Annotated in this window: 13 protein-coding genes; 10 read left to right on the top strand and 3 right to left on the bottom strand. The window is 43.5% G+C overall.

Annotation, left to right across the window (positions count from 1 at the left end):
- Positions 1–20 precede the first annotated feature (20 nt).
- Complete coding sequence (locus tag MUK70_RS25905; protein ID WP_234657270.1) at positions 21–1388, top strand: M56 family metallopeptidase; 1368 nt, start codon at positions 21–23, stop codon at positions 1386–1388.
- Positions 1389–1516: 128 nt separating this feature from the next.
- Positions 1517–2542 carry a Gfo/Idh/MocA family protein gene (locus MUK70_RS25900; protein WP_234657272.1) on the top strand — a complete coding sequence of 342 codons (1026 nt, stop codon included), beginning with the start codon at positions 1517–1519 and terminating at the stop codon, positions 2540–2542.
- Positions 2543–2546: 4 nt separating this feature from the next.
- Here the strand turns inward: MUK70_RS25900 and MUK70_RS25895 are convergent, their stop codons facing one another.
- Both MUK70_RS25895 and MUK70_RS25890 read right to left on the bottom strand, forming a co-directional pair.
- Complete coding sequence (locus MUK70_RS25895; RefSeq protein ID WP_234605422.1) at positions 2547–2939, bottom strand: ExbD/TolR family protein; 393 nt, start codon at positions 2937–2939, stop codon at positions 2547–2549.
- A gap of 15 nt (positions 2940–2954) precedes the next feature.
- Positions 2955–3638: a MotA/TolQ/ExbB proton channel family protein gene (locus tag MUK70_RS25890; protein ID WP_234605425.1), complete on the bottom strand. Its 684-nt coding sequence runs from the start codon at positions 3636–3638 to the stop codon at positions 2955–2957.
- 273 nt (positions 3639–3911) lie between these two features.
- On the opposite strand from MUK70_RS25890, the gene MUK70_RS25885 reads away from it, so the two are divergent.
- The 7 genes from MUK70_RS25885 to MUK70_RS25860 all read left to right on the top strand — a co-directional run bounded on the left by MUK70_RS25885 (position 3912) and on the right by MUK70_RS25860 (position 9667).
- On the top strand, positions 3912–4724 hold the full coding sequence (locus MUK70_RS25885) for an MbnP family protein (protein ID WP_234657274.1): 813 nt from the start codon (positions 3912–3914) through the stop codon (positions 4722–4724).
- A 134-nt stretch (positions 4725–4858) separates the two neighbouring features.
- On the top strand, positions 4859–5176 hold the full coding sequence (locus tag MUK70_RS31020; RefSeq protein ID WP_310590019.1) for a cytochrome-c peroxidase: 318 nt from the start codon (positions 4859–4861) through the stop codon (positions 5174–5176).
- Entirely contained in the window at positions 5142–5873 is a 732-nt protein-coding gene (locus MUK70_RS31015; protein ID WP_310590018.1) for a cytochrome-c peroxidase, read from the top strand. The genes MUK70_RS31020 and MUK70_RS31015 overlap by 35 nt, the downstream gene beginning before the upstream one ends.
- 142 nt (positions 5874–6015) lie before the next feature.
- On the top strand, positions 6016–6345 hold the full coding sequence (locus tag MUK70_RS25875) for a DUF6787 family protein (RefSeq protein WP_234605430.1): 330 nt from the start codon (positions 6016–6018) through the stop codon (positions 6343–6345).
- A 132-nt stretch (positions 6346–6477) separates the two neighbouring features.
- Positions 6478–7800 (top strand): signal recognition particle protein, encoded by a 1323-nt coding sequence (ffh, locus tag MUK70_RS25870; protein WP_234657277.1) that lies wholly within the window; start codon positions 6478–6480, stop codon positions 7798–7800.
- A 32-nt stretch (positions 7801–7832) separates the two neighbouring features.
- The gene (locus tag MUK70_RS25865) at positions 7833–8333 is read left to right on the top strand and encodes a hypothetical protein (RefSeq protein WP_234657278.1); all 501 of its coding nucleotides are present in this window, start codon (positions 7833–7835) and stop codon (positions 8331–8333) included.
- Between the two features lie 92 nt (positions 8334–8425).
- Complete coding sequence (locus tag MUK70_RS25860; protein ID WP_234657280.1) at positions 8426–9667, top strand: alkaline phosphatase family protein; 1242 nt, start codon at positions 8426–8428, stop codon at positions 9665–9667.
- Positions 9668–9670: 3 nt separating this feature from the next.
- Here MUK70_RS25860 and MUK70_RS25855 read toward each other — a convergent pair whose 3' ends face one another.
- Positions 9671–10333 carry a hypothetical protein gene (locus MUK70_RS25855; RefSeq protein ID WP_234657281.1) on the bottom strand — a complete coding sequence of 221 codons (663 nt, stop codon included), beginning with the start codon at positions 10331–10333 and terminating at the stop codon, positions 9671–9673.
- A 102-nt stretch (positions 10334–10435) separates the two neighbouring features.
- On the opposite strand from MUK70_RS25855, the gene MUK70_RS25850 reads away from it, so the two are divergent.
- Positions 10436–11893, top strand: a complete 1458-nt coding sequence (locus MUK70_RS25850; protein WP_234605442.1) for an NADH-quinone oxidoreductase subunit N — start codon at positions 10436–10438, stop codon at positions 11891–11893.
- The last annotated feature ends 2 nt before the right edge of the window (positions 11894–11895 follow it).

The following is an 11895-nucleotide window of genomic DNA, read 5'->3' as shown; positions in this document are numbered from 1 at the left end:
TCAACGTTCAATTAAAGGAAATGGAAACACTGCTGTATTTCGCAAAGGTCAATCTGTATTGGGTGTTGTTTTATCTCACTTATCGGCTTTTACTTTGTAACCATACATTCTTTCACTGGAACCGGATTTACCTGATCGGATCGTTATTAATTGCATTTCTATTACCGTTAGTAACGTTTCCTGAGGCAATTGTCACTTCTCAACCAGCCATATACGCAGCCGCAAGCCTTCCCTACATGGCAGCGACCGAGCCGGTTTCCTTGCTTTCTGATTGGATTTCCATGCTAATGAGTCTCCTAGCAGTGGGTTCTCTTTACTTACTTTCCGTTTTTACTAAGTCGATAAGGGCCGTATTTAGGATGATTAAGCAACATGATGTGTTGGACATGGATCGCTTACAACTTGTCCTGCTTCCACACAATGACGTTGGTTCTTTTTCATTCTTCAAATGGCTGGTCATGAACCGCCGCGATTATGAACAAAATTTTCAGCCGATCCTGAGGCATGAATCCGTCCACATTCATCAAATGCATAGTTTGGATATTTTATTTATCGAGCTGTTAAAAATTGCATTTTGGCTTAACCCTGTGCTTTGGTTTTACAAGCGCTCTTTGCAGGAAGTTCATGAATATCTGGCCGATGAGCATGCGCCGGATCGGGATGGATATGCCAGATTTCTGGTTGCTTATGCATTCAATGCACCGGCTGCGGCCTTAACCAATCATTTTTTCAATGGCCCGCTGTTAAAAAGCCGTATCAAAATGATTTACAAAAATCGCAATGCCGAGTGGCTGCGAAGCAAATATTTCATCGTATTGCCGCTGGTATGCATTGTATTAGTAACCACGGCGGCAAGAGAAAGAATTATAGAATCGATCGAAAAAATAACACCGGCTGCGGTTGGCGCAATGATTGTTGAGCAAGAAAAGCTTGCCGACCTTGAAGCGGTAAACCTACCAATTAAACATTCCAAAGTTGAAAAAGCAGCTTCAAAATCGATTAAGAGCGCAAAAACGAAAAAGTTCAATGCAAGTTTTGCCAGTAGTAAGTCTTTAACTTCCTTAATGCCAGACACACTACCGGAATCATCCACGAAAAAAGCGACCTTTTCAAATTATCGCTATGCAGCCAACATTGGCCCTATTGCTAAAATGGACTCTTTCCCAAAAATTGGTGCTACAATAACCATCAGAGGTTACAATGGTCCGGGAAGCAACGCCTTAATTATTGTAGATGGCGCCAAGCAGGAGCGGCGGGGGTCCATGGGTTATAATCAAATTAAGCCGGATCAGATAGAGTCGATTAGTGTGCTTAAAAATCAAAGTGCGATTGATGTTTATGGTGACGAAGGAAAAGAGGGTGTTATTATTATCAAAACAAAAAAGTAAAAACGTTTGACTTGATCAACAGCATATACATTAAATCATGATGCCTGGCCTGTCCGGGCATTTTTTGTTAGACATTTCGGGACGATTTGATACATTTGCCTTCCTAGCATTCATTCCGGACCCTACTTATGCCAATCCTCAAAGCAGCCATTATTGGCGGCGGCCACATTGCTGATCAAAACCACATCCCTGCATTGAAATCGCTTCCTGAGCGTGTTGAACTCATTGCGGTGTGCAGTCGGGACATCCTAAAGGCACGTGCGCTGGCTGACAAGCACGCAATTCCCCTCGCCTTTGACAACGCAGCTGAGATGTTTGAAAGCGAGAACAAGCCTGACATGATCATTAATTGCACGGCAAATAATCTGCACTATCCGTTCACCATGCAGGCTTTGGAAAACAACTGCCATGTGCTGTGTGAAAAACCACCGGCAATGAATGCAGCGCAAGCGCTTGAAATGGCGGATCTGGCTAAGGAACGAGGCAAAGTGCTAGCCTATAATTTTCAACTCAGGCACACACCGGAGTATAGTTTATTAAAACGTTTTCTGGAAAATGGCCGATTGGGTGAAGTGTATCACATTAAAGCCAATTTTTTACGCCGACGAGGCATTCCCAGCTGGGGAAATTTCACTAACAAATCCATTCAGGGCGGCGGTGCATTGATGGACTTAGGCGTTCATGTGCTGGATCTTGCACTAGGCCTGCTCGACTACAGTGAACCGGACCGCCTCATTGCCAACACGTACGACTTCATTGGCAAAGCGGGAGGAAAAGGGCTTATGGGAAGTTGGGATCCTGAGAAATTTGAGGTCGAAGATGCTTGTTTCGCCCATTTATCATTTCCTAATAATGCAAGCATTACATTATCCGCTTCGTTTGCACTGAATACAAAAATGCAGAAGAATGTTAATCTGGAAGTTTTTGGAACAAAGGCTGGCGCAGTGCTTAACCCATTTTCCGTATTTAGTGAAGTGGACGGAGAGCTCCTGGATATGGAATTCCCGCATCTTGAAGAAGCGGATATTCAGCTTAAAAATACAATCGCGTTTTTAAATGCCTGTGACGGAAAGTCGAGTAACATTTGCGATGCAACACAGGGTGCTATTTTGCAAAAAATCGTAGAAGCTATTTATAAGAGTGCAGAAAAGTGATGGCTTACTTTGCAGTGGCCATCACCATTTTAATTTCGTTTTTCGCACCCAGTTCAAGTACATCCACAAGATCCTGAACGGCGAGGTTTTTATCGACCCTCAATACAATGGTCTTGTCCTCAACATTGGCAAAGATATTTTGCAATTCGGTTTCTAGCCGGTCAAAGGGAATAGGCTCTTTATCAATAAAATAGCCCTTATTCTCGTCAATGGACAGGGTGATCTGCTTCTTATACATTTGCTGCGTTGCAGATGCTTTCGGCAGCATCAGCTTGATCACGTTCGGATTGGACATCGTGGAGATGATCAAGAAGAACAGCAAAAGAAAAAACATAATATCGTTCAGCGAGTGCGTGAACACCTCTGGGGCAAAACGAGCCTTACGACGTATTTTCATATTTGGGAAATAATATTAGTTTTTTGCAGCAACAGGTTTCTGCAATACGTCAAGGAAATCGGAAGCGGCCATTTGCAATCGCAAAGCAAAACGGTCAATTTTCATGTTCAGCAAGTGATAACCCGCGTAAGCTATCAAACCGATGATCAAACCGGAGCCTGAAGTGATCATCTTTTCATACATACCACCCGCAATGGTGCTGATATTGAAGTCATTGGAAATAGAAATATCGTAGAAAATCCGGATAATCCCTGAAATCGTTCCGACGAAACCAAGCATAGGCGCGATACCCGCGATAACCCCCAGGTAAGGAAGATTTCCTTCCATGCGCTGGATTTCTATCTGGCTTGCATTCTCAATGGTTGTTTCAATGTCCTTAATTGGATAACCGATGCGTCCGATTGCTCTTTCCAAAATTCTGCCCGAAGCATTGCGTTGGTTGCGGCAAAGCGATTCAGCAGATTTCAGGTTTCCTTGCTGAATAAAATCTTTCACATTATCAATCACTCCCGGATCAATTTTCCCATTGGCTCCAATGCCCAGAAAACGCTCAATGATAAGGAAAAGCGTTGCCAGAAATAATAGTCCGAGCGGTAACATAACCCAGCCTCCTTTTGCAAGAAGATCAATAACAGAAAGCCCTTCTGTGGCAACGGGTGCGGCCAAAGTAGAATCAGCAAGTGCTTGTAGAAGCATCATATTGGTTATAAAAGTGAATGTTAAGCTAATGAAATAGAGGTCGATCCGGTCAAAAAACAGCTTTGAACATAAACGGCGTTAGTGCCCCCTTATTGTTTAAAGGGCAAATATAGGAAAATTACTCTTCGCGATTCCACGGAGAATTTATTCCACGCAGGTTTCTGTGCATAAAGAATATTTTTAAATCTTCCGCTAGGCAGTTTTCGCATAAATCCGCCTACTTTTCTGTTTAATATAATATATAAACTCTCACTTTTACCCAACCTGAACGGCATGAAAAGAAGATTTTCATATCTGTTACTGGCCTTTATGGCAGTTTTCGTCAGCGCCTCTCTCAATTCTTGTACAGATGATCCCGTTCCACTTCCAACAGGCAGTATAAAAGTCAAATTCGATAATGTAGTCGGCTCGCAAGACCTGAAACTCAACGCGGAAACATATGCCAACGCGTCAAAGGAAAATTTCACTGTCAGCAGGCTTAATTATTACATATCGAACATTAAATTCATTGCCTCGAACGGGAACAATTTCACCGTTCCGCAAGATTCCAGCTATTTCCTGATTCGCGAAGGAAATGTTGATTCACAGCAAATTACGATTAATAATGTTCCGGCAGGCAACTATACGGGCATCGAATTCGTCATAGGCATTGATAGCCTGAGGAGCGTATCTGACATTTCGAAACGGAAAGGGATCCTGGACCAAACCTCTGGCCCTACCAATGAAGAAGGCATGTATTGGAATTGGAATCCCGGATATATCTTCTTTATGCTGGAAGGCGATTCGGATTCTGCGACTTCTTCGAATGGCAAATTTTACTACCATATCGGTGGCTTTGGCGGGCTTACGCTGAAAACATTAAACAACATCCGCGTAACAAAAATCGACTTTGGAGCTCAGCGTGCAACTGTATCGAAAAATGCAGCGAGTCAGATTAACCTCAAAGCAGATATTTTGAAAATGTTCAATGGGCCGACGAAAGTAAGCATTAAGGAAAATTCAAGTGTGATGTTCACACCGTATTCGAAAAATATAGCCGACAATTACGTTAGTATGTTCAGTCTGGATCAAATTATCATTAAATAAGGAAGTTGATTTAATGAAAAAGGCAATATGGCTTTTTGGTATGTTTTGTCTCCTTTTTCAGGGAACAATTTCCTGTAATAAGGAGACAGCAACGCCTGAACCAAAGCCTCCTATTGACAATAATCCGCCGCCTTTTGGAATGGAAGAAACCTGCCTACTTTCCCGATCCGGTTTACGATCTTTCCAAAAACCCATTGACTGCCGAAGGCGTTGAACTGGGACGTTTCCTTTTTTATGATGGCATTCTTTCGCGGACAGACAACATTGGCTGCGGAACTTGTCACCAGCAACAAGCCGCTTTTACGCATCACGGACACGATTTAAGCCACGGCGTAGATGATCTGCTGGGTACCCGAAACTCCCCGGCTGTTCAAAATATGGCATTCAGCCCCAGTTTTTTCTGGGACGGAGGCGTGCATGATATGGACCCTTGTGCCACCCGTTCCGATTGAGAATGAGGTTGAAATGGGCGAGCGTGTAGGGACCGTCATTGAAAAATTGCGCAAAACGCCCGTTGCAGGAGCGGCTAAGCAGGTTGATTATCCCAAAATGTTTAAAGCGGCATTTGGAACGGATGAAATCAATGCAGACAGGATGATGAAAGCATTGTCACAGTTTATGACGACGTTGGTTTCAGCCACTTCGCGCTACGATTATTTTTTGCAGGGCGATGCATCGGCTCTAACAGATTTGGAAAAACAAGGATTAACGGTCTTTAAGCAAAAATGCGCTTCCTGCCACAGCAGCGAGCTTTTTACAGATTTCAGTTTCAGGAATAATGGTTTGATTCCCAACAAAATCAAGGACCAGGGAAGATACGCAATCACATTAAATGAGGCTGACAGGCTTAAATTCAAAGTGCCAAGCCTGCGTAATGTGGGCCTGACTGCGCCATACATGCACGATGGGCGCTTTACGACATTGCAACAGGTTCTAAACCATTATGCCAATGATCAGAGCGGAAGTAAGGATAGCATTTTTGCTTCGCCTACACTTGATCCGTTACTGCAAGTTGCCGGCCAAAAACGCGGGATTAAGCTTTCTGCAACCGAAAAGCAGGCAATCATTGCTTTTTTAAGGACTTTGAACGATGAGCAGTTCATTAATGATAAAAGGTTTTCCGATCCCGGCATAGGAACGTCGTTATAATGAATGAAAGCTATTTTACACGAGAGTAAAAATGATCTTGGTCATGTCTTTAACCGTGATTAAACATTCATTAAAATAGAGGAAAATTGCCCGATGGGTTGTTACTTTGTGAAATATATTAATGCTGTCAATTAGATAAAATATGCAAAGCGGAGAAAAAAGCGCACAGCCTTGGTTGGGGAAAATGCAGGAAAAGTGGGGATTGGAGACAACCAGACAAGTTCTTTTGGTTTTAGCAGTTTTTAGCTTGGCGGGTTCGTCTGTGGTTTGGCTTAGGAAAGGGCTTTTCTTTCTGCTGGGTTATGATGAGCTGACACCCATGTGGCTGAAAACCATCACTTACATTCTTTTTATTTTTCCAACTTATCAAACGCTTTTATTGATGTACGGCTTCCTGCTGGGCCAGTTTTCATTTTTCTGGGAAAAAGAGAAAAAAATGTTCCGCTGGATCAAGGCAAAATTTAGCAAATAACAGTCATTTCAGAAGCCTAGGCTTCAAACCAAATATTGTAGGAGTGCCGGAATTAACCTTCCTGTACTCCTTATTTTATTTATACCTTTGTGTTTTATTTCAATTAAGGTTTAGAATCATACATATCATTCCATGTTTGAAAACTTACAGGACAAGCTAAATAACGCCTTTCGCACACTAAAAGGAAAGGATAGGATATCGGATATAAATGTTGCTGCAACCACGAAGGAAGTACGCAAAGCGCTTGTTGATGCCGACGTTAACTTTAAAGTTGCTAAGGAAATTACAGACCGGATCCGCGAAAAAGCGCTCGACAGAAAGATTCTGATCTCTGTTGAACCGGGACAAATGTTCGTTAAAATCGTTCAGGAAGAGCTTACGGAGCTCATGGGCGGCCAAGCGGAAGGCATCAACATTAAAGGTGATCCGGCCGTGATCCTGATCGCAGGTTTGCAGGGTTCGGGTAAAACGACTTTTTCCGGTAAACTGGCAACATTGCTCAAAAAACAAGGCCGTCAGGTTTTGCTCACGGCTTGCGACGTTTACCGTCCTGCTGCGATTGAACAGCTGAAAGTGCTTGGAGAGCAGGTTGGTGTAGAAGTTTATTCAGAACCAGATAACAAAAATGCGGTCGACATTGCCAGAAATGCAGTGACGCACGCGAGGAAAGTTGGAAAGAAAATCGTGATCGTCGATACGGCCGGACGTTTGGCTGTGGATGAGGTCATGATGCGAGAGGTTGAGGACATTAAGTCTGCGGTTAAGCCTTCTGAAATCTTGTTCGTCGTGGATTCTATGACGGGCCAGGATGCGGTTAACACGGCGAAAACCTTTAACGAACGCCTGAATTTTGACGGCGTCGTACTTACCAAATTAGATGGTGATGCCCGCGGTGGTGCGGCACTGTCCATTCGTCAGATCGTTGACAAGCCTATTAAATACATCAGTACGGGCGAGAAAATGGAGGCGCTTGACTCCTTTTATCCTGATCGTATGGCGAGCAGGATCTTAGGGATGGGTGACGTTATTTCCCTTGTAGAGCGCGCGCAGCAGGCTTTTGACGAAGATGAAGCCAAACGCATTAATGCTAAAATGCGTCAGAATAAATTCGATTTTGACGACTTTTTAGGTCAGTTACAGCAGATTAAAAAGATGGGTAATGTAAAAGATCTGATTGGCATGATCCCGGGAATGGGCAATGCGATGAAAGATATGGACATTGATAATGAGTCATTTAAACCCATCGAAGCGATCATTCAGTCGATGACCAAAAAGGAGCGGGAGAACCCTGATATGATCGATGGAAGCCGCAAAAAACGCATCGCAGCCGGAAGCGGAACGTCCATTTTGCAGGTCAACAACCTGATCAAGCAATTTGATGAGATGCGCAAGATGATGAAGAAAATGAATACGATGCAAGCGGCTGGCAAGCTGGGCAAGGCACTGCGCCGCTAAAATTGCAAGTGTCACTTACTCATCCCTCGTTCATGAAACGCATCATTTTTGTACTAACGTTACTTTTTTTACTTAATCAACAAAAACTCAGGGCGCAGGCTTCGGTGGGTTATTATCCATGGAGCAGCTTGCTAACCATCAGCACCAATTCAAAAAAAGCAATTTGGCTGGACGCGAGGTTTCAGACCAATTCACTTTTCAGCAGCCTGAGCGTTGATTTGCTGCCTATGATTAATCTGAAAAGGGGCGAAGTGGTGCAGTGGTATTTAGGTGGCGGACTGCGATTGAACCCACTTTACCGCATTGCAGACGCAGATGCAGATTTGATTACCATTGACGGTTACTCACTTAATGTTGGCGTTCGTATTTCCCCTTTGCCTCAAAACAGGCGTTTCCAGGTTGCATTGGAGTTGAATCCTTATGTTAAAGACAAATTTGACAGTGGGGTTTTGAAGAGTCACCTCGGCCTGGTTTATGTTTTTGGTAAAAGAAAAAAGGAAGCACCTGTTCCCGAGACGCCAGCGAATCCATAAAATATAATCATTTCATAGCATAGCAATGCTCTCAAATCCGGCCATTTTGCGGTTAATTTGAGAGCATTTTTATTTCCTGTTCAATCTTACCCATGAAAAATCCCCTTCATCTGCTCAGCTTACTAGTAACAATTTGCTGCATAGAAACTCATGTTTTAGCCCAGGCAAAAACAAAAAAGACGCTTTTTATTATTGTGGATGGCATTTCGAGTGATAGCAAGGAAAAAACACCCACCCCTAACCTCGATCTGATCGCCAAAAAAGGTGGTTACGCGCGCGCCTATGTGGGCGGAGGAAAAGACACTTATTCGCAAACGCCTACCATTTCTGCCGTGGGCTATAATAGCTTATTAACAGGCACTTGGGTCAATAAGCACAATGTTTGGGACAATGATATCGCCGATCCAAACTACCATTACTGGACGATTTTCAGGTTTTTAGAAACACAATATCCACAGAAGAAAACAGCCATTTTCTCAACCTGGCTTGATAACCGTACCAAGTTGGCTGGCGAAGGGCTTCCGCAAACCGGTAAGCTTCAACTCGACTATTTTTTCGATGGCTTTGAGCTGGATACGATTCATTTTAAGCATGATAAAGACAAGCAATACATTCACAAGATCGATGAAAAGGTGGTGAATGAGGCCGCCTCATACATTCAGCAAAATGGCCCCGACCTTTCCTGGGTTTACCTCGAATTTACAGATGACATGGGCCACAGATACGGTGATAGTGAGCAATTTACAAAGGCGATCCAGATCATGGACGATCAAATGGGCCGACTTTGGAAAGCGGTTTCAAATCGTGAAAAGGATTTTAATGAAGACTGGCTCGTCGTGATCACAACCGATCATGGGCGCGATGCAAAAACGGGAAAAGGACACGGTGGACAATCGGATCGTGAGCGCGGCACATGGATCGTGACCAATGCAAAAGATCTTAATCAAACATTCAAGGAAACACCTGGTATTGTCGACATTATGCCCACGCTCGCAAAGCATCTTGACATTAATTTTCCAAAAGAACAGGCATTTGAAGTGGACGGAACGGCTTTTACCGGAAAAATTTCGATTGCCAAGCCCATTGTGACAAGAGCTTCCAAAAAGCTGAATGTCTCCTGGAAAGCATTGGATAAGGCTGGGAAAGTGAAAATTTGGCTGACTAGAACCAATCATTTCGCCAAAGGCGAGCGCGACCTTTATCATTTAGTTGGTGAGGCGGATGCCGCCAATGAAAAAGCCGAAATAGATATATCGCAATATCCTTCCGGCTTTTTCAAAATCGTTCTTGAAGGGGAATTAAATAGTGTTAATCAATGGGTTGTTGAAAAATAACCCTTAATTTCCACCGCGACCTGCTTTATAGGAATCATATTCCTCCAAAAGCGTTCTTAGATCATCATCGCCCGCAAAGTCCAGCTGCGATTCTCTGATCACATAATTCATTTTGTTTTTCTCGTCGGTCAGCAGTTTCAAAAAGCTGTTCCGGTTGTTTAACTGAACGGGATTGAGCTTATCATTTTTCATGATATAAAGCTTCGCATCCGGCTCCAATGTGCGCGTTGCACTTGCTTTCTCCACCTTGATGGGCGCCACATACTTTTTCAAAAGCTTGGTGTTCCCGTCATAAATCACCCTGTAAAAGCTCTTATCTGTTTGTTCTCCGACGGCAGGATAACCGTTTTTGAAGATGTACAAATCAGTGCCTGTGGGGATCGTAAATTCCTTAACGCCAGTGGAAACCCTGTATAAACCAGAGTCAGCCATATACTCGACCTCGTCTTTTTTCAGATCATATCGGATTTTTACGCCGTCGTGCACAATGTCATCATTGGTGCGAACAGTGCCCATATACCATTCTTTAAAAAGGTAAGGCGAGCTTCCTCCGTCGGCAGCCGCCTCTTTATAGGGAGTTCCCGACAACCCGGTTGAATCCTGCGCAATAATTGTATTGCTCCAAAGAAAGAATGTGAGCAAAAAAAATCTTAGTACATATTTCATGATTAAGTTGGTTAATTTGATAAGTTCGAAGTCTGATAATGCGAGAATTTAGATTGCTGGCATCTTTCTGTACTTTTGCCAAAAAAATTGTACCCGCTCAAATTGGATATTAACGAACAGCTTATACATATACGCCGGAGCCTGGCGGGAATCACTCCTGAAATTTTTCTGGCATTGCTCTTTTGCTTTTTCCTCTTTGCGGAACTGGTTTTTTTGCGTTGGCTTAAAAAAGACAAAATTGCCTCCTATCTTCAAAATATAGCGCTTGCAGGCAGCATTATAACACTTTTGCTGATACTCGGTCAATGGAACACCGAACCTGCCTTTCGATTTCAACCACTTCTGTTCCTGGATAGGCAGGCCGTTTTTTTCAAAATCATGATCACGCTCGCCTGGATTTTCACGCTGATCCATGTGCGCGTATTGAAATATGATTTCCCGCCTGAATTCAATGCGCTGCTGATTGCCGCTGTTGCAGGAATGAATCTGCTGACAATGTCGACACATTTGCTGACTATTTACCTTTCTTTAGAATTGATTTCCATCAGTTCTTACTTGCTCGTATCCATATCTCCCTTTAAAAAAGCGGCCGAAGGAGGCATTAAATATTTGCTTTTTGGTGCAGCAAGCTCAGCAGTAATGCTTTATGGAATCTCATTGATTTACGGCTTAACCGGCACAATGGACATTACCAGCGAAGCCATGACGGCCGGGTTGATGAATAATTCGCCGCTGGTGATAACGGTAACCATTGTACTTACGCTGGCTGGACTGCTTTTCAAGCTTTCGCTCGTGCCCTTTCATGTCTGGACGCCAGACATTTACGAGGCTGCTCCTACTCCACTTGTCTCGTTTTTGTCTGTTGCGCCAAAAGCTGCAGTAGTTCTTGTTTTAATGCGTTTAGCCGGAATTTTACCCGCGCAATATTTCCCTGTTTTAGGCGGAATCGCATTAATCAGCATGACGATTGGAAATGTCGCTGCCCTTCTGCAAAGCAATGCCAGGCGACTGCTAGCTTATTCTTCTATCGCGCAAGCTGGATATTTGCTGGTTGGGATTGCGGCTTACAGCCGTTTTGGGTTCGAATCCGCCGTTTTCTATACAGCCGCATATCTGATTATCAACCTGACCGTTTTCTTCCTGATTGATCTGTTACAACCGGTGTCCAACACAAGCCTAGCCAGTTTTGAAGGGTTAGGCCGCAGAAACATGTGGATTTCCAGCATTCTGACCATTGCCATGATCGCATTGGCTGGTCTGCCGCCAACGGCCGGTTTCACCTCTAAACTATTGGTCTTTTCTGCGCTTTGGGAAAGTTATCATCAGCAGGCATTTCCATGGATGCTGTGGCTGCTTATTGGCGGAATTTTGAATGCGGCGATATCGCTTGCTTACTATTTGCGAATCCCTTATTTACTATTTTTCAAAGCATTAAATCAAAAGAGAGCACTTCCAAATCAAAGCATAACCGGCAAAGTAATTGCCGGCTTGCTCGTCATAACGATCTTTTTATTGTTTTTCAACCCAGGTCTGGTAACCAGTTTCATTTCAGCATTTTAAGA

The sequence above is a fragment of the Dyadobacter chenwenxiniae genome, assembly GCF_022869785.1.
In the GTDB taxonomy this organism is placed as follows: domain Bacteria; phylum Bacteroidota; class Bacteroidia; order Cytophagales; family Spirosomataceae; genus Dyadobacter; species Dyadobacter chenwenxiniae.
Note: the sequence above shows the minus strand (reverse complement) of the source record. Positions and strands in the feature narration are given on the sequence as shown.

What these genes read in the sequence shown, in the direction of transcription:
- MUK70_RS25905 (WP_234657270.1), top strand. Translation starts at nt 21, where the DNA reads ATGGAAACACTGCTGTATTTCGCAAAGGTCAATCTGTATTGGGTGTTG.
- MUK70_RS25900 (WP_234657272.1), top strand. Translation starts at nt 1,517, where the DNA reads ATGCCAATCCTCAAAGCAGCCATTATTGGCGGCGGCCACATTGCTGAT.
- MUK70_RS25895 (WP_234605422.1), bottom strand. Translation starts at nt 2,939, where the DNA reads ATGAAAATACGTCGTAAGGCTCGTTTTGCCCCAGAGGTGTTCACGCAC.
- MUK70_RS25890 (WP_234605425.1), bottom strand. Translation starts at nt 3,638, where the DNA reads ATGATGCTTCTACAAGCACTTGCTGATTCTACTTTGGCCGCACCCGTT.
- MUK70_RS25885 (WP_234657274.1), top strand. Translation starts at nt 3,912, where the DNA reads ATGAAAAGAAGATTTTCATATCTGTTACTGGCCTTTATGGCAGTTTTC.
- MUK70_RS31015 (WP_310590018.1), top strand. Translation starts at nt 5,142, where the DNA reads ATGATATGGACCCTTGTGCCACCCGTTCCGATTGAGAATGAGGTTGAA.
- MUK70_RS25875 (WP_234605430.1), top strand. Translation starts at nt 6,016, where the DNA reads ATGCAAAGCGGAGAAAAAAGCGCACAGCCTTGGTTGGGGAAAATGCAG.
- ffh (WP_234657277.1), top strand. Translation starts at nt 6,478, where the DNA reads ATGTTTGAAAACTTACAGGACAAGCTAAATAACGCCTTTCGCACACTA.
- MUK70_RS25865 (WP_234657278.1), top strand. Translation starts at nt 7,833, where the DNA reads ATGAAACGCATCATTTTTGTACTAACGTTACTTTTTTTACTTAATCAA.
- MUK70_RS25860 (WP_234657280.1), top strand. Translation starts at nt 8,426, where the DNA reads ATGAAAAATCCCCTTCATCTGCTCAGCTTACTAGTAACAATTTGCTGC.
- MUK70_RS25855 (WP_234657281.1), bottom strand. Translation starts at nt 10,333, where the DNA reads ATGAAATATGTACTAAGATTTTTTTTGCTCACATTCTTTCTTTGGAGC.